We start from the raw sequence: 22,559 nt of genomic DNA on the forward strand, positions 1-22,559 counted from the left end.
CCGACGGTCGTCGTATCTGACGCGCCGTGAGCCGCCCGGTCAGGGACGGGCCCGCTCCGGTTCCACGGGGGCCGGCGGCTCCTCCCCGCGGACGATGTCCGGGTGGTGCAGGTCGAAGGCCGGCGACTCGGAGCGGATCCGCGGCAGCGTGACGAAGTTGTGCCGCGGCGGCGGGCACGAGGTCGCCCATTCCAGGGAGCGGCCGAAGCCCCACGGGTCGTCCACCTCGACGCGCTTGCCGTACTTGGCCGTCTTCCAGATGTTGTAGAAGAACGGCAGGTTCGACAGCCCCAGCAGGAACGCCCCGATCGAGGACACCGTGTTCAGGGCCGTGAAGCCGTCGGCCGCCAGATAGTCGGAGTACCGCCGCGGCATGCCCTCCGCGCCCAGCCAGTGCTGGACGAGGAACGTCGTGTGGAAGCCCACGAACAGCGTCCAGAAGTGCAGCTTCCCCAGCCGCTCGTCCAGGAACTTGCCGGTGAACTTCGGCCACCAGAAGTAGAAGCCCGCGAACATCGCGAACACCACCGTCCCGAAGACCACGTAGTGGAAGTGCGCCACCACGAAGTAGGTGTCCGTGACGTGGAAGTCCAGCGGCGGCGACGCCAGGATCACGCCGGTGAGCCCGCCGAACAGGAAGCTCACCAGGAAGCCCACCGCCCACAGCATCGGCGTCTCGAACGACAGCGATCCCTGCCACATCGTGCCGATCCAGTTGAAGAACTTCACCCCGGTCGGCACCGCGATGAGGAACGACATGAAGGAGAAGAACGGCAGCAGCACCGCGCCGGTGGCGAACATGTGGTGCGCCCAGACCACCACCGACAGCGCGGTGATCGCCATGGTCGCGCCGATCAGCATCACATAGCCGAAGATCGGCTTCCGGGAGAAGACCGGGATGATCTCCGTGACGATGCCGAAGAACGGCAGCGCGATGATGTAGACCTCCGGGTGGCCGAAGAACCAGAACAGGTGCTGCCACAGCAGCGCCCCGCCGTTGTCCGCCTGGAAGACCTGCGAGCCGAACCGTCGGTCCGCCTCCAGGCAGAGCAGCGCCGCCGCCAGGACGGGGAAGGCCAGCAGGATCAGGATCGAGGTGAACAGTACGTTCCAGGTGAAGACGGGCATCCGGAACATCGTCATCCCCGGAGCCCGCATCCCGATGATGGTGGTCAGGAAGTTCACCGCGCCCAGGATCGTGCCGAAACCGGACAGCGCCAGCCCCAGGATCCACATGTCGGTGCCGGTGCCCGGCGAGCGGACCATGCTGTTCAGCGGCGCGTAGCCGGTCCAGCCGAACGTGGCACCGCCCTGCGGCATCAGCAGGCTCCCCACCACGATCAGGGCGCCGAAGAGGTACATCCAGTAGGACAGCATGTTCAGCCGGGGGAACGCCACGTCCGGCGAGCCGATCTGCAACGGCATGATGGCGTTGGCGAACCCGGCGAACGCCGGCGTCGCGAACAGCAGCAGCATGATCGTGCCGTGCGCCGTGAACGCCTCGTTGTAGCGCTCGTTGGTCAGCAGCTGGAGGCCGGGCCGGGCCAGTTCGGCCCGTACCAGCATGGCCAGCAGCCCCGCCACCAGGAAGAAGCCGAACGAGGTGATCAGGTAGAGGTGCCCGATCTTCTTGTGGTCGGTGGTCGTCAGCCAGTCCACCACGATCCGGCCGGGCCGCCGCTCCCCGACCTCACCGGCGGCCGCCTGCGCGGTGTCCGTCCCCATCTGCGCTCCCTCGATGTCACCTTCGACGGGCTTTCGGGCTCACGCCATGATGCTCGCCCCACCGTCCGTCGCGCGAGGGCGCGTCCGGTGTGTCACGTCCTCACTTCGGTGGCAGCAGGGGACCCAGGGGCCCCAGGTCCACGTTCAGGTCCGCCGGCTCCAGCCCGTAGCGCGTCCGCAGCTCCTCCATCCGGTCCGCCAGCAGCATCAGCGTCAGTCCGATCCGCTCCTCCTGATCCTCGGTCAGGTCGCCCTGGTCCACCCGGCGCAGCGCCTGGCGCTCCATCAGCTGCCGCAGCAGCTCCACGACCGTCAGGACCAGCCGCATCAGGTCCCGTTCGACGGTGTCCCGGTCCAGCTCCACGCGGCGCGTCACGACGCGCCTCCTTCCCACGGCAGTTCCCACGGCGGGGGCACGGAAGCGTCGACCGAGCCGATCAGGGCGTGCAGATCGATCCGTACGAGGTCGACGTCGGCGATCCGCAGGGTCAGGTCACCGGCCAGCACGACCCCGCCCGCCAGCAGCCGGTCGAGGACGTCCAGCAGGGACAGCTCCCGCCCCTGCCCCAGCGGCGCGCCGCCGGTCACCGGGGTTCCGGGGTGACGAAGGAGTACGGGGCCCACGGGCCGGAGAGCTCGACCCGCAGGCCGTCCGGGCGGTCCGCGAAGGAGCCGACCGCCGTCCGGAACGCCTGGCAGCGCTCGCGCCGGACCAGATACGCGGCGTTGAGGAGGTTGTGGCCGGCCCCTCCGGCGAGCCGGGCGTCGCGCGCCGGGTGCAGCCGGGCCTCCTCGGCCAGGGTGAGCAGCGCGCCGTGGACCTCGGCCGCGGCCTCCCGCACGCGTCGCCCGTCCTCCTCGCGGGCGCGGTGCTCGGCCCCGCGCCGGGCGAGGTAGTCGCGCCCGGAGCGGGCCGGCCCGGTGGCCGGGGGAGGGCTGTCCGGCGGGTCCGTCCAGAGCTTCACGGCCCATTCGGCCCGCCCGTCCAGGCGGTCGAGCGTCGCGTCGAGCTCGTCGTGCCCGGCCGCCAGCATCCGCCGCAACCCGTGCTCGTCGCGGTAGACGGTGGCCAGCCGCAGCGGCAGCACGCAGGCCCGCGCCGAGGCGGCGTCCACGACCCGCTGGTGGCCGCGGGCGACCCGCTCCAGCCACCCCAGGTCCTCCAGCCGCTCCCGCAGCGGAGCCTCGCCGAACTCCGCCGCCGGGACCGTGCCCACCAGCGCCACCAGGCCCCGCTGCCGCACGCCGCGCACGGGCCCGCCCGTCACGCCCCCGACACCGGCCAGGGAATCCTCCGGCAGGTCGGTGTCCCGGGCGACGGCGTAGGCGTACAGCAGCTCCCCGGCGGTCGTCCCCGTGTCGGTCATGGTGCTTCCTCCCGTGACTCCAGTTCGGCGATACGGGCCTTCAGGCGCTCGTTCTCGCCGCTCAGGTCCCGTCGGCGGGCTCCGGGGGAGAGGGCGGGGTCGTGCTCCCACCAGTCGATGCCCATCTCCTTCGCCTTGTCGACGGAGACGACGATCAATCGCAGCTTGATGGTCAGGAGTTCGATGTCGAGCAGGTTGACGCGGATGTCGCCCGCGATGACCACGCCCTTGTCGAGCACCCGTTCAAGGATGTCGGCGAGGTTGGCCGAGCCGCCGGGCGGCGGTGGATCGGGCAGCCGGCTCGGGAAGGTCATGGCGTCCCCGTCCATCGCCGCGCCTCTTCCAGGCGGTCCAGGAGCGCGTCCTCCCGCCGGTCGAACTCCTCCTCGTCGATCAGTCCCGCCGTCAACCGCGCCTCCAGCTCCTTGAGTTCGTACCGGACGGTGGCCGGGTCGTAGTACAGGCGTTCCGCCTCGGCCAGCACCTGCCGCAGCACCCAGCCCACGAACGTCACGCCGTGACGAAGCTGTAGGGCGGCAGCGGGCCGTTCACCTTGAGGTCCAGCTGCGGTTGCGCCTCCTGGAGCCGGCCGATCGCGGTGAGCAGGTGCTCGGCGGACGCCTCGGGGACCAGCAGGGAGAGGTTGACGAACCAGCCGGCGCTCTCGGGACCGGGCCGGCAGTCCTCGGCCAGCGGGGTCAGGGTCGCCTCGACCAGATGGGCGTCGCGCGCCTCGCGTTCGCGCACTCCGTTGGCGATCATCTCGCCGAAGCGCAGGCGTTGCTCGTACGTGCCGCCGCCGGCCGCCCGGTTGGCCTCGGCCAGGGTGCGCAGCTCGGCGTTGTCGGCGAGGACGAGGTGGAGCACGACGTCCTCGCGGTGCACGGCCTTGATGTTGTACTCGACGCGGCCGGTGAGCCGCTCCAGCTGCTCGTGGTAGCGGTCGCGGTGCTCGGCGAGCACCGCGCGCACCTTGTCGTCGCTGTCGGAGACGCTGCCGAAGCGCATGGGCAGCACGGCGGCGCGCCGGCCGACCTCCGACAGCACCTGCTGGTGGGCCAGCAGGTCGCGGCGCTTGGGCCGCAGCCGCTCCGGGCAGTCGCTGACCACCGCGGAGAGCCCGTTCTCGTCGAGGATGCGCACGGGCAGCGGGGGGTCGCCGATGCCGGTGAGTCCTTCGGGCAGGCCGGTCCGCTCGCCGCGCGCGATGCCGTAGACGTAGGTGCTCATTCGCCCTCCTCCTTCTTGCGGGAGCCGGTGGCGCGGCGGACCCGGCTCTCGCCTTTGTCCTTGGCCTGGCCGAGGGCGTCGGTGACGGTCTGGGCGGCGCCGGACAGCGCGCCCTTGGCCTTGCCGCGGGCGCCGCTCTCGGTGACCTCGCCGACGAGGTCGGGCAGGCCGGGGTTCCGGTGGGGGCCGGCCTCCAGGTCGAGGCGGTTGCACGCCTCGGCGAAGCGCAGGTAGGTGTCCACGCTGGCCACCACCACCCGAATGTCGATCTTGAGGATCTCGATGCCGACCAGGGAGACGCGGACGAACGCGTCGATCACCAGGCCGCGGTCGAGAACCAGTTCCAGGACGTCGTACAGGCCGCTGGTGCCGCCCGCACCCCCGGACTGCTGTGCCGGGACAACGCTCATGTCGGACAACTTCCTCTCGTGACCGGTGACCTATGGACGGGGCGGGCCCGGAGGCCCGGCGGGCCGTTTCAGCGGCGCTCGGCCCGTCCGCGTTCGTAGCGGCCGACGCGGCGGTAGCCGGTGAGGAGGCCGTGGGGGTCGAGGGTCACCTCGTAGAGCGCGACGATGCTCATCGTCTCGGGCACGCGGGTGACCTCCACGACCTCGGCCTCCAGCACCCAGCCGTCGTCGGAGCGCTCGAAGCGGGAGACGCCCTCGGGGCGCATGCCGGTCAGCTCGGTGAGCTGGTCCCGGGCCGCGCGCAGGAGTTCCACGGGCGTCGGCTCCGGCGCCGGTCCGGCGGTGCCGGACTCGCTCGGTTCGTCGGTCTTGTCGGGTTCGTCGGTGTTCTTCTGAGGGGTCTTCCGGGGATTCTTCGATGTCTCTGTCATGGGAGCCTCGCGGCGGCGGGTACCTCGGCGTCGGCTGCCCAAACATGCGCCGGACACGCGGCCGGATCGTGGCGGCCGGAGGGATCGGAACTATGCATTCCGGATTGCTCGGCGCAGGGGCCGGCCATGCGGCCCGTAATCGCCGGGCCGGCCTTTACGGGAGGACTGACACGGGAGAAAACCGGGGGCATTCCGGGGAGTTGTCGAGGGCTTTTCGAAAATATCCCGTGAATTCCCGGACGACGGTTTGCGGAACCGTGCGAAGGGCGGCGAGAAGGCCCGTACGAGTGATGTCTCCCGCGGTAAACCGACGCCGGTTCTCTGTGACAGAAGTGTGACCGGTGACGGACCCGGAACGCATGACCCCGTGAGACCCTCCGCGCTACCGCCGGCCGCCCGCGCGGCCTACGGTGACTTCCATGGCACCTCTACCGAACATCCCGTCCGAACCCGACGACGCCCCCGAGGCGTACGTCGGTCTCGACACCGCGAGCGCCTCCCACCGGGCGCGCGAGCACGGCTGGGCGACCGTGCGCTCGCTGGCCCCGGGCGCGGTCATCACCATGGAGTACCAGGTGGGCCGGCTGAACTTCGAGGTCGACGACGGCGTCGTGCGGCGCTGTTGGAAGGGCTGAGCGAGCCGGGGACGGCGACGGCCCCGGCCACCCCCTCGTCAGGGGTGCCGGGGCCGTCGCCGAAGAGCGGTGCGGGGGCTGTGCGTACCGCCCGCGCCCGTCGGTTCAGCCGCCGACGGTGCGGCCGCGGCCCGTGGCCGGGCCCAGCGGCGCGGTGCGCGGGGTGCGGTCGGGGTGGGGCGGCCGGCGGCTGCCGGCCGGGGTGACCGGGGTCCGCTCGGAGCGGATGGTGTGCGGCTTGGGCGACAGGTGCGGCCGGCCGTCCGGCACGCGTCCCGCACCGGCCGTACGGCCGGCGACGCCCACCGGCTCGCGCAGGGGCGGGAGCCGGTCGTCGGCCGGGGCGCGCGGGGCGCCGATCGCGGCGACCGGTGCGACCGTCGCGGGCACGAACGCGCCGCGCTCGCGGACGCGGCGCCAGATCCCCAGCAGCAGGGACTCGGCGCGCGCCATCGGGACCTCGAACCACGGCAGGGCGAGCAGGACCAGGAGGCCGGCGCTCCAGCCGAGGGTCACATCGCTCATCCAGTGGGTGCCGAGGTAGACGGTCGTCATGCCGACGCCCAGCGCGAGGAGTGCGGCGATCACCGACGCGACCCGGCGGGTGCGCGGCGTGGTCGCGAGATAGGCCAGGACGCCCCAGGTCACCACGGCGTTGGCGGTGTGACCGGAGGGGAATATGTCACCACCGGCGAACATCTCGTTCGAGCCGATCGAGGTGGCGTAGTGCGGACCGAGACGGCCCATGCCGATCTTGGCGGCGCCCACCGTGGCGTTGAGCAGCAGCAGCGAGGTCCCCAGCACCAGCAGCGGACGCAGGGTCTTCTGCCGGTACGTGCACCAGCCCAGCCACGCCGCCACGGCCACCGCGGTCGGGCCGCGCTGGCCGAGCACCACGAAGTAGTCGAGGAAGGTGTGGATCTCCGGCCACTGCTTGTACGGGCGGAAGAGCATGACCTGCCAGTCGAACCGCACCGGCCAGGACGTCGTGAGCACGCCGACCACGATCGCCAGGTAGACCACGGAAGTCGCCACGAAGATCCCGAGGCGGGTCCGGGTCATCCGCGGCCGCCGCACGGGCTCGGTCGGGCGCTCCTCCACTTGGACGAGCTCGTCGTTGGTACGCACCCAATCGACGTTACATTGCGTGACAGGAGGGTTCGGCCGATCGGGCCTGTTTGTGATGACGATGTGATGTGGAATGCGTCTCAAACATGACGTACGCCACGTTTGATTCTTCGTCACCTCATGGAATAGCGCCGGGAACTTATCCGCCGTAGAAATCTTCCCCCGGGCCGCGGCGGGCATGCGCGGTCATCCGATTTCCTTTTGTGCGGCGCCGTTTATCGGTGATTGGCCGAGGTGTTCCACGGCGTTTCCCGCGATCTCCCGCGGGGGCGGGCGCGGAAGGCGAAGCGAAGATCGCGGCCGGTCCGGCACGCCGGGTCACGGAGGCCGGTGCGGTTGGTCACGGAGGGCCGGAACCGTGCAGCCAGAACGCTCCGTAGACCGCCGACACCAGCACCACCGCGGACACCGTCAGCACCGCCCGTACCGTCCGCAGCCGGGCCAGGGCCACCGCGAGCGGCAGCAGCAGCGGGAAGGCGGGCATCATCAGCCGCGGCTTGGAGCCGAAGTAGCCCTTCGCCGTCAGGGCCAGCAGCAGGACGACCCCCGCGTAGACGAGGAGCGGCAGCGGCTCGCGCCGCCGCACACCGGCCGCGTACAGCCACACCACCAGCGCGACGCCGACCAGGAGACCGACACCGGCCGGCCACGCGGAGCCCGTCAGCCGCCCGGCGACGAACGAGCCGAAGGCCACACCGCCGTCGAAGCCGTTGCCCCAGCCGCCCTGCACATCGAGATAGCCGGTCACGGCGCCCTCGCGGACGCCGACCCACGCGAAGTACGCCAGCCAGCCGAGGGGGGCCAGGACCACGCCGAGCAGCATCCGGGGCGCCGGCCGCCGGCCGCCCTGCCACCATGTGACCGCCGCCGTGATCCACACCGCCGCGACCACCGCCGCGCCCACCGGCCGGGTCAGCCCCGCCAGCGCCGCCAGCGAACCCGCCCACACCCATCGCCCGGTGAGCACGCAGTGGACGCTCCACGCCGCCAGGGCCGTGAACAGCGACTCCGAGTACGCCATCGACTGCACGATGCCGACCGGCAGCGCCGCCCACAGCGCCACCAGCGCCACACCGGCCCGCCGCCCGTACAGACGGTCGCCGGTCAGGAAGATCGCCCAGGCCGCGAGCAGCGAGGCGACCGCGCTCACCAGCAGGCCCGCGTCGGCGGCCGACAGCGGGAAGAGGGCGGACAGCCCGCGCTCCAGCCACGGCAGCAGCGGGAAGAACGCCAGATCGGAATGGACCTTCCCGCCGGGCAGATGAAGGGTGTAGCCGTACCCCTCCTCGGCGATGCGGGAGTACCAGAGGGAATCCCAGCGCGCCGACAGCAGCTGGTGCGGGCTCTTGCCCGCCGCCCGGCCCCACACGGCGAGCACCACGAGACCCAGGGCCCGCACCCCCGCGTACACCAGCAGCGCGGGCACCGCGCGGCGCAGCGCGGCGGACGCACCGGGAGCACCGGGCAGGCCGCCCGCCCCGGAGCCCGTACCGGCGGGGGAAACAAGATCAGTCACCGGCCAATTGTCCAGCATCCCGCGACACGCTCCCGGCCACGGGCCCGTGACGTGACACGGAGCACGTATCCCTGGCCGGGACTCGCGTACTCTGTCGAGTCACTCGCCCTCGACAGCCCCGGGTCCACAGTCCCCCAAGGCCCGCCGTCGGCCGCGAGCGCAAGACACGGAGGTGTGTGAATGTCCGGGACGACCACGGCCGGCCCACGACGGGCGGCGGGCGTTCCCCGGCAGCGGACCCGGTACGGGCAGCGGCTTCGGCCGCGCCTGCCGTACGGACGTGGCGCCGGGGCCAACCGCTGGACCGTGCTCGTCGTCCTCTGCGTCAGCCTCCTCCTGGTCGCCGTCGACGCGACCGTCCTGCACGTCGCCGTGCCCGCCGTCACCGAGGACCTGCGGCCCGGCGCGATACAGCTGCTGTGGATCGTCGACGTCTACCCGCTCGTCTGCGCCTCCCTCCTCATTCTCTTCGGCACCCTCGGCGACCGGGTCGGCCGCCGCCGGGTGCTGCTCCTCGGCTACGCCCTCTTCGGCGTGGCCTCGGCGCTGGCCGCCGTCGCCTCCACGCCGGAGGTGCTGATCGGGGCGCGCGCCCTGCTCGGCGTCGGCGGCGCGATGATCATGCCGGCGACGCTGTCCATCCTGCGGCAGGTCTTCCCCGACCGGCGGGAACGGGCGCTGGCCGTCGGCCTGTGGAGCGCGGTCGCCGCGGTCGGCGCGGCCTGCGGGCCGCTGCTCGGCGGTTTCCTCCTCGAACACTTCTGGTGGGGCTCGGTCTTCCTCATCAACATCCCGCTGATGGCCGTCAGCCTCCCCGTCGGGCGCTGGTTGCTGCCCGAGTCGACCGGCGACCGGGACGGGCCGTGGGATGTGCTCGGCGCGCTGATGGCCGCGTTCGGACTGTTCGGCGTGGTCCTCGCGGTGAAGCGGGTGGGCGGCGGTGAGCCGCCGCTGACCCTGGCGACCGTCGTCCCCGGGGCCGTCGGTGGCGCCCTGCTGATCCTCTTCGTCCGCCGGCAGCGGCGGCGGACGCACCCGCTCGTGGACCTGCGGATGTTCGCCCGGCCCGCCTTCGGCACGTCCGTCGGCTGCATCGTGCTGGCCATGCTGGCGCTGGTCGGCCTGGAGCTCATAGCGGCGCAGTACCTCCAGCTCGTCCTCGGCCTCACGCCGCTGGAGACCGGGCTGCGGCTGCTGCCGCTCACGCTCGCCGCGATGGCCGCCGGCCTGGCCGGCTCCCGGCTGCTGCACCGGCTCGGGCCGCGCACGATGGTCGCCCTCGGCTTCGTCCTGACCGCCGCGGCCGTCACCTCCCTGACCGTCATGGGCGTACAGGACCGGCCCGCGGTCCTCGTCGGCGGCTTCGTCCTGCTCGGCTTCGGGCTGGAAACGACGCTCTTCGGCGCGTACGAGTCCATGCTCAGCGAGTCCCCCGCGGAGTCCGCCGGTGGCGCGGCGGCGATCGGCGAGACGTCCTACCAGCTAGGAGCCGGCATCGGCATCGCGCTGCTGGGCAGCGTCATGAACGCCACGTACGCGCCCGGCGTCGCCGGAACACGGGGGGTGCCGAGCGCGGACTCCGCCGCCGCGAGCCACTCGCTGGGGGAGGCGTACGAGATCGCCTCCCGGCTGGGCGGCCCCGCGGGCACGGCCCTGCGCACGGCGGCCCGCGACGCGTTCGTCCACGGCCTGCACGTCACGCTGCTGATCAGCGCGGGCCTGCTGCTCCTGGGCGCGGTGGCGGCGCTTCGCCTGCCGCGGGCGATGGACTGCGAACCGGCTTCGGCCGCAGAGGGTTCGCCGGTGCCGGTGCCGGTGCCGGTGCCGGTGCCGGTGCCTTCGCCGGCGGCGGAGGTCTGCCCGGTCGCGCCGGTGGCCGCGGAGGCGATGAACTGACGACCGGCGGGCGGTGTCCGGCGGCGCCGGGCCACGCCGCGCGGGCGGGGGTCCGCTGCGGCGGGGATGTGGGCGCGGATGTGCCTGCTGCCCGAGGGCCGGATCAGGGATGCCGGCACCCATTGCCCACTGCGACGGCACGGTTCGCGGTGCCGCGCGGCGCAAGCGTCGTGGCGGCTGAGGTGCCGTATCCCTCTTCCCGCCGCGACGGCGCGTCGCGAGGCGCTCGTGTCCGGCGTTGCCCGACGGGCGTGTCGGGCGGCTGGCATGCCGCCCGTTGTTCCCGCCGCGACGGCGCGTCGCGACGCGTACGTGTTCGGCGGTGCCCGATGGGTGTGTCGGGCGGTGTGGGGCCGACGCTCGCGGGCCGTGCCGCGCGGGATGGGCGGCTGCGGGAGGGAGGGCTGGCATGCCGCCCCGTTGTCCCCCGCTGTGATGGCGGTCGCGACGCGTTCGTGTCCGGCGGTGTCCGACGGGTGTGTCGGGCGGTGTGGGGCCGACGCTTGCGGGCCCTGCCGCGCGGGATGGGGCGCGGCGTCGGGTGGCCGGCATGCCGCCCGTTGTTCCCGCCGCGACGGCGCGTCGCGACGCGTTCGTATCCGGCGGTGCCCGATGGGCGGGTGGGAGGGCTGGGCATGCCGCCCGTTGTTCCCGCCGCGACGGCGCGTCGCGACGCGTACGTGTTCGGCGGTGGCCCGGCCGGCCTGTCGGCGGTGTGGGGCCGGCAACGCCGGGTAGGGACCGCCGCACCCCATTCTCCCGCCGCGACGGCGAATCGTGCCCTGCCGGACACACGCGTCGGCTCGCCCCGGCCGGGGACCCGGCCGGGTCTGGACTGCCGGCGGCATGCCGTTTAGCGTCGACGGCGACCGGATGATCACCAAGAAGCGGCTTCGGCCGCCGTCGTCGGAGGCTGGCATGTCCGTATCCTCGTTCGATCCGCGCGATCCCCTCGGCATCGACGACCTGCTGGCCCCCGAGGACCTCGCCGTGCGCGAGACCGTCCGGCGGTGGGCCGCCGACCGTGTCCTGCCGCACATCGCGGACTGGTACGAGCGCGGCGAACTCCCCGGCATCCGCGAACTCGCCCGCGAACTCGGCGCCATAGGCGCCCTCGGCATGCAGCTGTCCGGCTACGGCTGCGCGGGCGCGAGCGCCGTGCAGTACGGGCTGGCCTGCCTGGAGCTGGAGGCCGCCGACTCCGGCATCCGTTCCCTGGTCTCCGTGCAGGGCTCCCTCGCGATGTACGCGATCCACCGCTTCGGCTCCGAGGAGCAGCGGCAGCGCTGGCTGCCCGGCATGGCCGCCGGCGAGCTCATCGGCTGCTTCGGGCTGACCGAGCCCGACCACGGCTCCGACCCGGCCGGCATGCGCACGTACGCCAAGCGCGACGGCACCGACTGGGTGCTGACCGGCCGTAAGATGTGGATCACCAATGGGTCCGTCGCCGACGTCGCCGTCGTCTGGGCGCAGACCGACGACGGCATCCGCGGCTTCGTCGTCCCCACCGACCGCCCCGGCTTCTCCGCACCCGAGATCACCCACAAGTGGTCGCTGCGCGCCTCCGTCACCAGCGAGCTCGTCCTGGACGAGGTGCGGCTGCCCGCCGACGCCGTCCTGCCGGAGGTCACCGGCCTGCGCGGGCCGCTCGGCTGTCTGAGCCACGCCCGCTACGGGATCGTCTGGGGCGCGATGGGCGCCGCGCGCACGTGCTTCGAGTCGGCACTCGACTACGCGCGGACGCGGGAACAGTTCGGCCGGCCCATCGGAGGGTTCCAGCTCACCCAGGCCAAGCTCGCCGACATGGCGGTGGAACTGCACAAGGGGATCCTGCTCGCCCACCATCTGGGGCTGCGGATGGGCGCCGGGACCCTGCGGCCGGAGCAGGTCAGCTTCGGGAAGCTCAACAACGTGCGCGAGGCCATCGACATCTGCCGTACGGCCCGTACGATCCTCGGCGCGAACGGGATCTCCCTGGAGTATCCCGTGATGCGGCACGCCACGAACCTGGAGTCGGTACTGACGTACGAAGGCACCGTGGAGATGCACCAATTGGTGCTCGGCAAGGCGCTCACCGGCATCGACGCCTTCCGGTGAGCACCTGAGGTACGTCCGGTGCCTAGCTCTGGTTGAAGAAGCCCCCGTTCACGCGGGCCTGCGGCTCGCCGTTGAGCACCTTGTAGTCGGCGGGGGTGAGCAGGAAGACCCGGTTGGCCACGCGCTCGATCGAGCCGCGCAGCCCGAACGTCAGCCCGGCCGCGAAGTCCACGACCCGCTTGGCGTCGTCGGGCTCCATGCCGGTGAGGTTGACGATCACCGGCACGCCCTCGCGGAAGAGCTCGCCGATGCCACGGGCGTCCCGGAAGCCGTCCGGGGTGACCGTGGCGATCCGCGTGCCCTGCTCCTGCGCGACCTCGTCCGCCACCCGCACCTTCGGGTTGGTCACCCAGGAGTCGCCGGGCTCGGGCCCCTCTGCGTAGTCGTCGTCGTAGTAGCGCTCGTCAACGCTGTCGTCGACGAGGCCGAGCCAGGCACTCGCCTTGCGCACCGATCCCATGGACGCCTCCTCTCACACGCGGTGTGTTCCGACCGCTTCTCTATCGTCGTCCATGATGCGGATGATGTGCCAAGTGGATAGCCGCCAAGCGAGGATTTCGTGACGCATCTGGTGCAAAGCGGTTGGCGATGCGTCAGAAAGCCCGAGAGGTGTGCCACGCGCTCTGGACCTGGGCATATGCGGTTCTGGGGGTGGTCCGCGGGCTGCGGACCGGTGTGGTTGTCCGGTGATTAGGATGCCCGGGTCCATCCACACCACACCCGGGGGCGAGAATTGTTCGGGATCATCAGGCCATGCCGGCACCGGCTGTCCGAGTCGATGCGTACGGAGTGGATGGCCCACCTGTGCGGGCTGTGTCTCGCCCTGCGCGGGGACCACGGACAGTTCGCGCGCGTGGCCACCAACTACGACGGGCTCGTCGTCTCGGTGCTCGTCGAGGCGCAGGCGCAGGCGCCGCGCGCCGAGGGTGCCGGTGCCTGGCGGCGCACGGCCGGCCCCTGCCCGTTGCGCGGCATGCGCACCGCCTCCGTCGCCCAGGGCGAGGGCGCGCGGCTGGCCGCCACCGTCTCGCTCGTCCTGGCGTCGGCGAAGATGCGTGACCATGTCGCCGACGGCGACGGCCTGTTGGCGCGCCGTCCGGTCGCCGCCGTCGCCCGCAGGGTCGCCGCGACCTGGGACCGCGCCGGTGCCCGTACGGGCGCGGACCTCGGATTCGACACCGCCGTCCTGATCGACGCGGTCGGCCGGCAGGCCGGGATCGAGGCGCTGGCGGGCGTCGGCACGCCCCTGCTGGAGATAACCGAGCCGACCGAGACGGCGACCGCCGCGGCCTTCGGCCATACGGCGGTGCTGGCCGGCCGGCCTGCCAACCGCGCGCCGCTGGAGGAGGCGGGACGGCTCTTCGGGCGGCTCGCGCATCTCCTCGACGCCGTCGAGGACCTCCAGGAGGACGCCGATTCCGGGGCGTGGAACCCCGTCGCCGCCACCGGTACGGACCTCACGGAGGTGCGCCGGCTGTGCGACGACGCGGTGCACGGCGTCCGTCTCGCCCTGCGGGAGGTCGACTTCGCGAGCAAGGCGCAGGGCAGGCTCGCGCATCTGCTGCTGGCGCACGAGCTGGACCGTGCGGTGGACCGGACGTTCGGCACGGCGGGCCGCCCACACGGACATGGGCACGGTCACGGGCACGGGCCCGAAGGCGGACACGGGCATGGACAGGGGCACGACGGTGCGCGCGCCGCGTTCGGTCCGCCGCCGGTCATGCCGCCCGGCGCGCCGCCCGAGCCGCCCCGGCGCGGCCGGCGGCGTGGGCTGATCGCCGGCTGCGCTGTGTGGACAGGGCTCTTCTGCACCGGTCAGGTGTGCTGCAAGGACCCGTACCACGACCCCTGGAACGGGCAGCCGCGCGAGGGCTGGTGCGCCAAGTGCTGCGACAACTGCGATGGCTGTGGGGACTGCGGGGACTGCTGCAATTGCTGTGACTGCTGCGGTGAATGCGATTGTTGCGACTGCGGGTGTGACTGCGGTTGTTGAGCAGGGCGGCCCGAGGGAGGGGCGGCCGAACCGCCGCTGACGTGCTGAGGTGATCCAGGAGCGTGGCGCGTTCCGCACGGAGTACGGCGCTCCGCGACCACCTCGGGCTGCCCCGGCCCGTGGCCCGTACCGCTGTGAAAGGTTGACGCGTATGACGACTGACGCACAACGGCAGTGGAAGGCGTGGCACGACGAGCGCACCGAGGCGGTCTCCGCGCCGTACGGGCCCCTCTCGCTCACCGGCACCTTCTGGCTCTCCGACCATCAGGACGGTCGAATTCCAGCCGTGCCGGGGGAGTGGGCCGAGGAAGGCGGGACCGTGCTGCTCACCGCCACGGCCGCCGACGGGCTGACCGTCGACGGGCGGCCGGCCGAGGGCGCATACCGCCTCACCGCCGACAGCGGGCCCTCGGCGGCGCGGGTGGCGCACGGGGATCGCAAGCTGCTGGTCCTGCGCCGCGAGGGGCTGTGGGGCCTGCGGGTCTTCGACCCGGACGCGGCCGCCCGGCGGGCGTTCGCCGGGATCGACGCCTTCGACCACGACGAGCGCTGGGTGCTGCCGGGGGAGTTCCGCCCGTACGACCGGCCGCGCACGGTCTCCGTGGAGAACGCCGACGGGCGCGAGCGGGGTCTGGGCCTCGCCGGTGAGCTGGCCTTCGGCATCGACGGCGCCGAGCACACCCTGCACGTCGCGCGGGAGGCGGACGGATCGCTGTGGGGAGTGTTCGCCGACGGCACCAGCGGCCGGTCCACGTACCGCTTCCGCTTCCTGCGGCCGTCGGCGCCCGGCCCGGACGGCCGGGTGAGCGTGGACTTCAACCGCGCGCTGCTGCCGCCGTGCGCCTTCGCCGACCACTTCATCTGTCCCTTCCCGCCGCCCGGCAACACCCTGCCCTTCGAGGTGCGGGCGGGGGAGCGGAACGCTCTCGCCCGCTGACACGTCGAAGGGGTGACCCGGGCCGTCGCACAGCGGCGCCCCGGCGGCCGTACGCGCCGTCGGGGCGCTCCGCGCTGCCCGGGTGCCGTCTGAAAGATGCTCTTGCGCCGCCCGGTGTCCGGCCCGAATACTCCCGAACAGCGCTTGTCAGGGGCACGGCGAAAGCGGAACCCGGTGTGTCTCTTGGCTGCGCCTCACGGGCCTGCCCCACCGGCGGACCCCGACCCCACTCGGGAGGAAGAACGTGAGGATCAAGCGCACCACCCCCCTCGGCACCACCGCTCGTCGTACCCGGATCATCGCCCTGGCCTCCGGCCTCGTGGCGGCTTCCGCGCTCGTCGCCACCAACGCCCACGCCGACGCCGGATCGGCCGGCGCCGCGCACTCCGCCGCCCAGCTGTCCGCCGCGAGCGCCGCCGTGCAGTCCGCGGACGTCGCGGGCACCGCCTGGGTCGTCGACAAGGCCAGTGGCGACGTCGTCGTCACCGCCGACTCCACCGTCTCCGACACGGCGATAGCCAGGATCAGACAGCAGGCCGGCCCCGCCGCCGAGGCGATACGCGTCGAACGCACCCCCGGCGCCTTCCGCAAGCTCCTGGCCGGCGGCGACGCGATCTACGCGCCCACCTGGCGCTGCTCGGTCGGCTTCAACGTGCGCAAGGGCAACACCTATTACTTCCTGACCGCCGGCCACTGCACCGAGGGCAAGCCCGCGTACTACGCGAACTCCAGCCACACCACGAGCATCGGCCCCACCACCGGCACCAGCTTCCCGGGCAACGACTACGGCATCGTGCAGTACACCAACTCCTCGATCGCCCACCCCAGCGCCGTCGACCTCTACAACGGGAGCACCCAGCGCATCACCGCCGCGGGCAACGCCACCGTCGGGCAGTCCGTCCAGCGCAGCGGCTCCACGACCAAGGTGCACGGCGGCAAGGTCACCGGCCTGAACGCCACCGTCAACTACGGCAACGGCCAGATCGTCCGCGGTCTGATCAAGACCAATGTGTGCGCCGAGCCCGGCGACAGCGGCGGCGCCCTCTTCGCCGGCTCCACCGCCCTCGGCCTGACCTCCGGCGGCAGCGGCAACTGCACCTCCGGCGGCACGACCTTCTTCCAGCCCGTCGGCCCCGCCCTCAAGGCGTACGGGGTGAGCGTCTTCTGACCCCAGGGCCTGAACCGGCCCCTCCGACCCCTGACCGCGAGCGAGCACATCCCTTCCCCAAGCCTTGCGGCCAGCAGCACAGGAGCCCCCGGCCCGGAACCCCCGGGCCGGGGGCTCGACCCCTGTCCGGGACGGGCATACCGTGGGTATGACACCCGAGGTGCAGGGCAGGGGGTCGTGCCATGATCGAAGAACTGGTAGTGGCGGCGGCGAGCGCCGGATCCGCCTGCGCGGTGTACGTGGTGGCCGGGGCCCGGGTGGTCAAGCAGTACGAGCGCGGCGTCGTGCTGCGGCTGGGCCGCCTGCGCGAGGAGATTCGCCCGCCGGGGTTCACCATGGTCATCCCCGGTGTGGATCGGCTGCGCAAGGTGAACATGCAGATCGTGACGATGCCGATCCCCGCCCAGGAGGGCATTACCCGGGACAACGTCACCGTACGGGTCGACGCGGTGGTCTACTTCAAGGTCGTCGATCCCGCGGAGGCCGTGATCCGGGTCGAGGACTACCGCTTCGCCGTCTCCCAGATGGCGCAGACCTCCCTGCGCTCGATCATCGGCAAGAGCGACCTGGACGACCTGCTCTCCAACCGGGAGAAGCTGAACCAGGGCCTGGAGCTGATGCTCGACAGCCCGGCCATCGGCTGGGGCGTGCAGATCGACCGCGTCGAGATCAAGGACGTGTCGCTGCCGGAGACGATGAAGCGCTCGATGTCCCGGCAGGCGGAGGCCGAGCGTGAGCGCCGCGCCCGCGTGATCAACGCCGACGCCGAGCTGCTCGCGTCGAAGAAGCTCGCCGAGGCCGCGGCGACGATGTCCGACCAGCCCTCGGCCCTCCAGCTCCGCCTGCTCCAGACCATAGTCGCGGTCGCCGCGGAGAAGAACTCCACGCTGGTGCTGCCCTTCCCGGTGGAGTTGCTGCGGTTCCTGGAGCGCGCGGGGCAGCCGCCGCCGGCCGACGAACACCGGCCGGACGCCCCACCGCCTCCGCCTTCCCCGCCGTCACCACCCGTGTGACACTCATGCCGGGGGGGCGCACGAATAAGCCTGCATACAACACCGGTTCCGCCTTGTACACGCCCTCTCGTGGTCGGGATACTCGACGGGCAACTTGGCATGGACGCGGCTTTCGTAAAGCCGGACCGCGCCGGTGCCGATTGTCCTCAGGGCCCATAAGGCACCCCACTGCCGGGCCCGGCCCCCACCGGAGGTGTCGAGTTGAAGGCCAGACGGATTCGCGTGCGCGCCATGCTGGTTGCTTTCGCGGTCACCGCGTTCGCGGCCGTGACCCTCAGCCCGCAGAACGCCGACGCGTCGACGACCCAGGCCCCGCGCGTACCGAGCGCGCTCTCGGCCGGGCAGCTCGGCGAGACGCTCGCCGCACAGCTGAAGGGCGCGGCGGCCGGTTCGTACTACGACAGCGCGACGCAACAGCTCATCGTCAACATCACCGACCGGGCGGTGGCGGGACTGGTGCGCGCGGCGGGGGCCCGGCCCAGGGCCGTCCGCTTCGCGCAGGCCGAACTGAACGCCGCCAAGGCGACGCTGGACTCCAGTGAGGAGATCCCCGGGACCACGTGGGTCTCGGACCCCAGGGTCAACCGGGTCGTCGTGACGGCCGACCCCACGGTCACCGGCGCGAAGCTGGCGCGGCTGAAGGAGATCGCCGGTTCCGCCGGCGAGACGGTGGTGGTGAAGAGGACCACGACGAAGCTCACGCGGTTCATTTCCGGCGGTGACGCGATCTACGGCCGTGACTTCTCCGCACGCTGCTCGCTCGGCTTCAACGTCAAGCGGGCCGGCAAGCCCGACGCCTTCCTCACGGCCGGGCACTGCGGCAATCCGGTCAAGAGCTGGGCCGAGACCCAGGGCGGCCCGGAGTTCGCGCATGTCCCGGCCGGAGGCTCGAGTTTCCCCGGCGACGACTACGCCATCGCGGAGTACACCACCGCCGTCCCCCATCCCAGCGAGGTGAACCTCTACAACGGCGGCGCGCAGGCCATCACCGGTGCCCGTGACGCGGCCCTCGGCGAAGCGGTCCAGCGCAGCGGCTCCACCACCGGCCCGCGCCTCGGCCACGTGTCCCAGGGCACGGTCACCGGCCTCAACGCCACGGCGACCTACAAGGAGGGCCGGGTCACCGGCCTGATCAAGACCAATGTCTGCGCCGAGCCCGGCGACAGCGGCGGCCCCCTCTTCTCGGGCGCGAACGCCCTAGGACTCACCTCGGGCGGCGACGGCGACTGCAACGGCGGCCCCGCCACCACGTTCTACCAGCCGGTGACCGAGCCGTTGGCGGCATACGGCGCGACCCTCGGGTGAACCCTTGGTCCCCCACCCATGAACGGGCGGCCCCCGGACACACCTCCACGGTGTCCGGGGGCCGCCTCACGCTCAGGTGGGGCTCCGAGGGTCGCTCAGAACTCGAAGACCGTGCCCTTGCCCGCCTTGAACGCGCACGGGTTGGCGAAGGTGTGCTCGTAGTTCACCCGGCGGCCCTCCCACACGCCTTCGGCGGTGACGACGATCGGGTTCCACTCCTTCGTGCAGATCGTGTCGGCCTTCACCGCGGTGACCTTGTCGAAGTCACCGCCGGCGGAACGCAGCTGGGTGCAGGCGTCCTTGGCGGCGGGGTGGGTTCCCGCGGCCTTGGGCATACAGGTCAGCGTGACCGCGCGCTGCACGCCGGAGTCGTCCCTGCTGGCGCCCGATCCCATGGTGAGTACCAGGGCGGAGGGCGCATACAGGCTCGTCTGCGCGGCGGGGGCGGTGGTGGTGGCGGGTGCGGCGCTCGCGGCCGTTGTCCCGGCCGCCACCAGGCCGCCCAGTGCCAGCGTGGCGCCCAGTGCGATGCCCTTAGTGATGTACCGCATTCCGAACACTCCCTTGGTCGTCGCTTCAGATAACGGACTGGAGTCTTGCCCAAGTTGGGCATGAACGCACACCGATCGAACACTTTCGGTCGCTGGTTGAAAGCTCTGAGTAATGGCCTGATCTGGAGTGAGTCACATCCGCTCCTGGTAACCCGGAGGGGGCTGTGGCATGTCCGTGAGTCCGGATTGGGCGGCAATGGTGGGAATTAATGTTACGGGGATGTTGACCAGCGAAGATGCCTTGCAATCGTTGAAAACTTTCCCCGGTGGCCTTGGAAAATTAAATTTGAGCCGCATTAAATCACCAAAGTGAAGGTGCGGGAACCTCGGAAGGGGAAGCTCCGCCACCCGGCCGAAAAGAGGCCCGTCAGGTGACCGACCGGCACGCGCCGTGATTCGGGAACGCGTCCGCAAATGGCCGAAGTACACCCGGAACGGCACCCCAGGAGCCACGGGACGTCACTTCGTACGCAATGTGCCGCTCACTTTTCCGACACCCTCGTGCCATCCGGCGGGCCGCCGGGGTCGGAGCAGGTCGACCGGGGTGCCGGTGATGTCCTCGGTGAGGATCAGCCGCCCGCCGGCCGGGGGGAGTTCCCCGGCGCCGCCGGGCGGGCCGCCCATCCAGAGGGTGAGCGCCTCGGTGTAGGCCGAGGCGGCCGACACCGCCTCGGCCGGCAGCCGCCGCGGCGCCAGATCGCGGTGCAGCGTGGAGAGCGCGCGCCGGAACGCCTTCCGCCGGGAGGCGAGGAGTTCGGGGGAGAGCTCACACTGCCCGGGGCAGCGCAGCGCGGCCGCGGCGTCGACCGCCCGGAACGACGGCAGTTCGCGCACCTCGGGCGGCACCTCGAACCCACCGGTGTACTCGATGAGGTCGAACAGCGGCCGGGCCGCGCTCCCCGCCGGCCACGACCCGGTGAACTCGCCGAAGTGGCCGAGGAACCGCTCGCGCCACCGCGGTGACATCACCGGGGCCACCATCCGCCAGGCGTCGGCCAGGCCGCGTTCGAGCGCGGTACGGGCCGGCGGCGTGCGGCCGGTGTCCGGCGGGAGGAAGTCGAGGAGGGCGTCGGCGAACGGCGGGGACTGCCCGTACTCCTCGGACCGGTCGTGGAAGATGAAGAACCACACGAGCCAGGCCGTACCGCGCTTGAGCCGCCCGCACTCCGCGTCGGGCATCACCCGCGCCGCGAACTCCGCGCAGCCGGCTCTGCGGAAGCGCCGCTGGGCGGAGAAGGACTGTATGAGCCCGGTCCGGCGCACCCAGCGGTCGACGAACACGGCGGCCTCCGCGGCGTGCGGGTTCGTCCGGAGGCCGGTGACCGCCGGACGGTGACTGGGCGTGGTGGGCATGGGATTCCTCGCCGGTAGCGCTCTCGCGGATCCTCAGGTTCTACCCGGCGCCGCGTCCGGACCACGGCTCATCAGCGCACCCGGCAGCGTGCGCGAAGCCGCCGCGCGCCGGGCGCGACCGGCGCGGGACGCCCCGCACGCGCCCCGGCCCCTCCCGCCTTCGGCTCACGGCGGCGGCGCGAGGCTCCTCCTGCGGAACGCGGCGCACACCATCGTCACCGCCGTGCCGGCCACCGCCCAGGCGGAGAGCACCAGCAGCGATCCGGTCAGCGCGTTGCCCCGGAAGTAGGCGATGGAGCGCGCCGACCAGGTGCCCGCGCCCGGCGGGAGCGCGGGGCCGATGGCGCGCCAGAAGGGCGGGAGCAGTGGGTAGGGGTACGCGCCGCCCGCGCTCGGGTTGCCCAGGACCACGACGATCGCGATCGCCAGGCCGATGCCGATGATCCCCGCCAGCCCCTGCAGGGCCAGCGTCGTGGCCCCGACCGCGAAGACCACCAGGGCGCCCAGCCCCCACAGGCCCAGGACGCTGCCGGGCAGCGCCCCGAGGGCCGGGCCCGTGATGACGGCGCCGAGCAGGCCCGAGCCGATGGCGTAGAGCGCGAGCGCGGCGAGCCGGAAGCCGGCCCGCCGGGGGTTGGCGGGGCGGGCGCCCGCGCTGATCGCGAGGATCGCGGCGCACAGGTAGCCGCCGACGCACCAGCCCACCACCAGGTAGAAGGAGGTCAGGCCGCGGGCGTCGCCGGCCGCGGACGGGGCGGTGTCGACGATCTTCAGCGAGCGCTGTTCGGCGGCCTCGGCGCGGGTGACGACCGCCTCGGCGGCCTGGGCGAGCGAGGCGCCCGCGCCGCCCGCGACGAGGAGGGTGTCGGTGGTGCCGCGCGGGTCGACGATCAGCGCTGCCTCCAGGTCGCGCTCGCGCAGCTGCCGGCGGGCCTCCCGCTCGTCGCGGACCGCGCGCGGGTCCAAGGGGCCGCCCGGCAGCCCGGCCAGCTTGTCCACCAGCTGACCGGCGAGCTGCCGCGGGGCGACGACGCCGGTCGCGATGTCCTTCGGCCGCGGGCTGTGGAAGGCCCCGACGTAGGAGGTGATGAACGCGAGCTGGAGCACCAGCGCCCCGAGCACCAGCAGCGCGGCGCGGGCCGTCACCGCCTCCCGTACCTCCTGGAGGAACGTCGGGGATGCGCTGTCGCCCGAGGAGCCGGGAGGGCCGGGAGGGCCGGGAGGGCCGGGGGAGCCGGGGGAGCCGGGGGAGCGGTCCATGATCCGAGCCTGCGGGGTCCGGCGGGGCACCGCAGGCGGTGGGGGCCGTTCGGGCGACGCCCACCGCAGTTCGTACGAATGTTCGAGGAGGTGGTTTATGGTGGAGAGAGGAGGGGCGGAAATCAGCCAGGGGGTGCGCGACAGCGGAGACCGGTGAGACCAGTGAGAACGGCAGGAGGCGTGCGATGACGGGCTTCACGCACCTGCGCACCGTCTCGGGGTTCTCGATGCGCTACGGGGCCTCGCACCCCGAGCGGCTGGCCGGGCGCGCCGCCGAGCGCGGCATGGACGCCGTCGCCCTCACCGACCGCGACAGCCTCGCCGGGGCGGTCCGGTTCGCCAGGGCGAGCGCCCGGGCCGGGGTGCGGCCGCTGTTCGGCGTGGACCTGGCCGTACGGGAGAGCGTGCCCGAGCCCGGCCCGACCGTCCGGCGCCGGGTCCCCGTGCGCGGCGGCGCCTTCATCGACGAGTCCACGCCCCGGGTGACCTTCCTCGCCCGCGACGGCGCGCCCGCCTGGGCCGCGCTGTGCGGACTGGTCTCCGC

At 72.5% G+C, this 22,559-nt stretch carries 24 protein-coding genes; 9 read left to right on the forward strand and 15 right to left on the reverse strand.

Annotated elements, in window-relative coordinates; all coding sequences use genetic code 11:
• Positions 1–39: 39 nt before the first annotated feature.
• The 9 genes from ctaD to J7E86_RS26330 form a co-directional block, all read right to left on the reverse strand.
• Positions 40–1,725 carry a cytochrome c oxidase subunit I gene (gene ctaD / locus J7E86_RS26290; protein WP_215084925.1) on the reverse strand — a complete coding sequence of 562 codons (1,686 nt, stop codon included), beginning with the start codon at positions 1,723–1,725 and terminating at the stop codon, positions 40–42.
• A 100-nt stretch (positions 1,726–1,825) separates the two neighbouring features.
• The gene (locus tag J7E86_RS26295; RefSeq protein ID WP_215084926.1) at positions 1,826–2,101 is read right to left on the reverse strand and encodes a gas vesicle protein K; all 276 of its coding nucleotides are present in this window, start codon (positions 2,099–2,101) and stop codon (positions 1,826–1,828) included.
• On the reverse strand, positions 2,098–2,313 hold the full coding sequence (locus tag J7E86_RS26300) for a gas vesicle protein (RefSeq protein ID WP_308312734.1): 216 nt from the start codon (positions 2,311–2,313) through the stop codon (positions 2,098–2,100). The genes J7E86_RS26295 and J7E86_RS26300 overlap by 4 nt, the downstream gene beginning before the upstream one ends.
• Positions 2,310–3,092: a GvpL/GvpF family gas vesicle protein gene (locus J7E86_RS26305; protein ID WP_215084927.1), complete on the reverse strand. Its 783-nt coding sequence runs from the start codon at positions 3,090–3,092 to the stop codon at positions 2,310–2,312. The genes J7E86_RS26300 and J7E86_RS26305 overlap by 4 nt, the downstream gene beginning before the upstream one ends.
• The gene (locus tag J7E86_RS26310; protein ID WP_215084928.1) at positions 3,089–3,406 is read right to left on the reverse strand and encodes a gas vesicle protein; all 318 of its coding nucleotides are present in this window, start codon (positions 3,404–3,406) and stop codon (positions 3,089–3,091) included. The genes J7E86_RS26305 and J7E86_RS26310 overlap by 4 nt, the downstream gene beginning before the upstream one ends.
• On the reverse strand, positions 3,403–3,606 hold the full coding sequence (locus J7E86_RS26315) for a gas vesicle protein GvpG (RefSeq protein WP_215084929.1): 204 nt from the start codon (positions 3,604–3,606) through the stop codon (positions 3,403–3,405). Before J7E86_RS26315 ends, J7E86_RS26310 begins: the two co-directional genes overlap by 4 nt.
• Entirely contained in the window at positions 3,603–4,322 is a 720-nt protein-coding gene (locus tag J7E86_RS26320; protein ID WP_215084930.1) for a GvpL/GvpF family gas vesicle protein, read from the reverse strand. Before J7E86_RS26320 ends, J7E86_RS26315 begins: the two co-directional genes overlap by 4 nt.
• A complete protein-coding gene (locus J7E86_RS26325) occupies positions 4,319–4,732 on the reverse strand; it encodes a gas vesicle structural protein GvpA (protein ID WP_215084932.1) in 414 nt (137 codons plus the stop codon). Before J7E86_RS26325 ends, J7E86_RS26320 begins: the two co-directional genes overlap by 4 nt.
• Positions 4,733–4,800: 68 nt before the next feature.
• Complete coding sequence (locus J7E86_RS26330; protein WP_215084934.1) at positions 4,801–5,163, reverse strand: gas vesicle protein; 363 nt, start codon at positions 5,161–5,163, stop codon at positions 4,801–4,803.
• A 419-nt stretch (positions 5,164–5,582) separates the two neighbouring features.
• Between J7E86_RS26330 and J7E86_RS26335 the strand changes: the two genes are divergently transcribed.
• Entirely contained in the window at positions 5,583–5,798 is a 216-nt protein-coding gene (locus J7E86_RS26335; protein ID WP_215084935.1) for an I78 family peptidase inhibitor, read from the forward strand.
• 105 nt (positions 5,799–5,903) lie between these two features.
• Here J7E86_RS26335 and J7E86_RS26340 read toward each other — a convergent pair whose 3' ends face one another.
• Both J7E86_RS26340 and J7E86_RS26345 read right to left on the reverse strand, forming a co-directional pair.
• Positions 5,904–6,926, reverse strand: a complete 1,023-nt coding sequence (locus tag J7E86_RS26340; protein ID WP_215084936.1) for a phosphatase PAP2 family protein — start codon at positions 6,924–6,926, stop codon at positions 5,904–5,906.
• A 340-nt stretch (positions 6,927–7,266) separates the two neighbouring features.
• The gene (locus J7E86_RS26345; protein WP_374223864.1) at positions 7,267–8,442 is read right to left on the reverse strand and encodes a glycosyltransferase family 39 protein; all 1,176 of its coding nucleotides are present in this window, start codon (positions 8,440–8,442) and stop codon (positions 7,267–7,269) included.
• A gap of 180 nt (positions 8,443–8,622) precedes the next feature.
• Here J7E86_RS26345 and J7E86_RS26350 point away from each other — a divergent pair, with 180 nt between their 5' ends.
• Positions 8,623–10,338, forward strand: coding sequence for an MFS transporter (locus J7E86_RS26350; protein WP_215084938.1), 1,716 nt, complete (start codon positions 8,623–8,625; stop codon positions 10,336–10,338).
• Between the two features lie 918 nt (positions 10,339–11,256).
• Positions 11,257–12,435 carry an acyl-CoA dehydrogenase family protein gene (locus J7E86_RS26355; RefSeq protein WP_215084940.1) on the forward strand — a complete coding sequence of 393 codons (1,179 nt, stop codon included), beginning with the start codon at positions 11,257–11,259 and terminating at the stop codon, positions 12,433–12,435.
• A 22-nt stretch (positions 12,436–12,457) separates the two neighbouring features.
• Here the strand turns inward: J7E86_RS26355 and J7E86_RS26360 are convergent, their stop codons facing one another.
• Positions 12,458–12,895: a cell division protein SepF gene (locus tag J7E86_RS26360; RefSeq protein WP_215084942.1), complete on the reverse strand. Its 438-nt coding sequence runs from the start codon at positions 12,893–12,895 to the stop codon at positions 12,458–12,460.
• Between the two features lie 333 nt (positions 12,896–13,228).
• On the opposite strand from J7E86_RS26360, the gene J7E86_RS26365 reads away from it, so the two are divergent.
• The 5 genes from J7E86_RS26365 (at position 13,229) to J7E86_RS26385 (ending at position 18,851) form a co-directional block, all read left to right on the forward strand.
• Positions 13,229–14,428, forward strand: a complete 1,200-nt coding sequence (locus J7E86_RS26365; protein WP_251019705.1) for a DUF5685 family protein — start codon at positions 13,229–13,231, stop codon at positions 14,426–14,428.
• A gap of 151 nt (positions 14,429–14,579) precedes the next feature.
• The gene (locus J7E86_RS26370; protein WP_215084946.1) at positions 14,580–15,365 is read left to right on the forward strand and encodes a DUF1684 domain-containing protein; all 786 of its coding nucleotides are present in this window, start codon (positions 14,580–14,582) and stop codon (positions 15,363–15,365) included.
• A 244-nt stretch (positions 15,366–15,609) separates the two neighbouring features.
• Positions 15,610–16,533: a S1 family peptidase gene (locus J7E86_RS26375; protein WP_215084948.1), complete on the forward strand. Its 924-nt coding sequence runs from the start codon at positions 15,610–15,612 to the stop codon at positions 16,531–16,533.
• A 182-nt stretch (positions 16,534–16,715) separates the two neighbouring features.
• Positions 16,716–17,546 (forward strand): slipin family protein, encoded by an 831-nt coding sequence (locus tag J7E86_RS26380; RefSeq protein WP_215084950.1) that lies wholly within the window; start codon positions 16,716–16,718, stop codon positions 17,544–17,546.
• A 231-nt stretch (positions 17,547–17,777) separates the two neighbouring features.
• Complete coding sequence (locus tag J7E86_RS26385; RefSeq protein ID WP_215084952.1) at positions 17,778–18,851, forward strand: S1 family peptidase; 1,074 nt, start codon at positions 17,778–17,780, stop codon at positions 18,849–18,851.
• Positions 18,852–18,946: 95 nt separating this feature from the next.
• On the opposite strand, the gene J7E86_RS26390 is transcribed toward J7E86_RS26385, so the two are convergent.
• From J7E86_RS26390 to J7E86_RS26400, 3 genes are all read right to left on the reverse strand, one after another.
• Complete coding sequence (locus tag J7E86_RS26390) at positions 18,947–19,402, reverse strand: subtilase-type protease inhibitor (protein WP_215084954.1); 456 nt, start codon at positions 19,400–19,402, stop codon at positions 18,947–18,949.
• A 459-nt stretch (positions 19,403–19,861) separates the two neighbouring features.
• A complete protein-coding gene (locus J7E86_RS26395; RefSeq protein ID WP_215084956.1) occupies positions 19,862–20,755 on the reverse strand; it encodes a hypothetical protein in 894 nt (297 codons plus the stop codon).
• 165 nt (positions 20,756–20,920) lie between these two features.
• Positions 20,921–22,015 carry a DUF3533 domain-containing protein gene (locus J7E86_RS26400; protein ID WP_251019706.1) on the reverse strand — a complete coding sequence of 365 codons (1,095 nt, stop codon included), beginning with the start codon at positions 22,013–22,015 and terminating at the stop codon, positions 20,921–20,923.
• 185 nt (positions 22,016–22,200) lie between these two features.
• On the opposite strand from J7E86_RS26400, the gene J7E86_RS26405 reads away from it, so the two are divergent.
• Positions 22,201–22,559, forward strand: a 359-nt coding sequence (locus J7E86_RS26405) for a PHP domain-containing protein (protein ID WP_215084958.1), incomplete at its 3' end; no start/stop codon positions are given.

It is taken from the genome of Streptomyces sp. ISL-11, assembly GCF_018614525.1.
Classification (GTDB): domain Bacteria; phylum Actinomycetota; class Actinomycetes; order Streptomycetales; family Streptomycetaceae; genus Streptomyces.

Coding starts and splice junctions, on each gene's coding strand:
- J7E86_RS26390 (WP_215084954.1), bottom strand. CDS start 19,402: ATGCGGTACATCACTAAGGGCATCGCACTGGGCGCCACGCTGGCACTG.
- J7E86_RS26320 (WP_215084930.1), bottom strand. CDS start 4,322: ATGAGCACCTACGTCTACGGCATCGCGCGCGGCGAGCGGACCGGCCTG.
- J7E86_RS26395 (WP_215084956.1), bottom strand. CDS start 20,755: ATGCCCACCACGCCCAGTCACCGTCCGGCGGTCACCGGCCTCCGGACG.
- J7E86_RS26400 (WP_251019706.1), bottom strand. CDS start 22,015: ATGGACCGCTCCCCCGGCTCCCCCGGCTCCCCCGGCCCTCCCGGCCCT.
- J7E86_RS26310 (WP_215084928.1), bottom strand. CDS start 3,406: ATGACCTTCCCGAGCCGGCTGCCCGATCCACCGCCGCCCGGCGGCTCG.
- J7E86_RS26350 (WP_215084938.1), top strand. CDS start 8,623: ATGTCCGGGACGACCACGGCCGGCCCACGACGGGCGGCGGGCGTTCCC.
- J7E86_RS26330 (WP_215084934.1), bottom strand. CDS start 5,163: ATGACAGAGACATCGAAGAATCCCCGGAAGACCCCTCAGAAGAACACC.
- J7E86_RS26360 (WP_215084942.1), bottom strand. CDS start 12,895: ATGGGATCGGTGCGCAAGGCGAGTGCCTGGCTCGGCCTCGTCGACGAC.
- J7E86_RS26380 (WP_215084950.1), top strand. CDS start 16,716: ATGATCGAAGAACTGGTAGTGGCGGCGGCGAGCGCCGGATCCGCCTGC.
- J7E86_RS26305 (WP_215084927.1), bottom strand. CDS start 3,092: ATGACCGACACGGGGACGACCGCCGGGGAGCTGCTGTACGCCTACGCC.
- J7E86_RS26335 (WP_215084935.1), top strand. CDS start 5,583: ATGGCACCTCTACCGAACATCCCGTCCGAACCCGACGACGCCCCCGAG.
- J7E86_RS26385 (WP_215084952.1), top strand. CDS start 17,778: ATGCTGGTTGCTTTCGCGGTCACCGCGTTCGCGGCCGTGACCCTCAGC.
- ctaD (WP_215084925.1), bottom strand. CDS start 1,725: ATGGGGACGGACACCGCGCAGGCGGCCGCCGGTGAGGTCGGGGAGCGG.
- J7E86_RS26365 (WP_251019705.1), top strand. CDS start 13,229: ATGGCCCACCTGTGCGGGCTGTGTCTCGCCCTGCGCGGGGACCACGGA.
- J7E86_RS26355 (WP_215084940.1), top strand. CDS start 11,257: ATGTCCGTATCCTCGTTCGATCCGCGCGATCCCCTCGGCATCGACGAC.
- J7E86_RS26325 (WP_215084932.1), bottom strand. CDS start 4,732: ATGAGCGTTGTCCCGGCACAGCAGTCCGGGGGTGCGGGCGGCACCAGC.
- J7E86_RS26370 (WP_215084946.1), top strand. CDS start 14,580: ATGACGACTGACGCACAACGGCAGTGGAAGGCGTGGCACGACGAGCGC.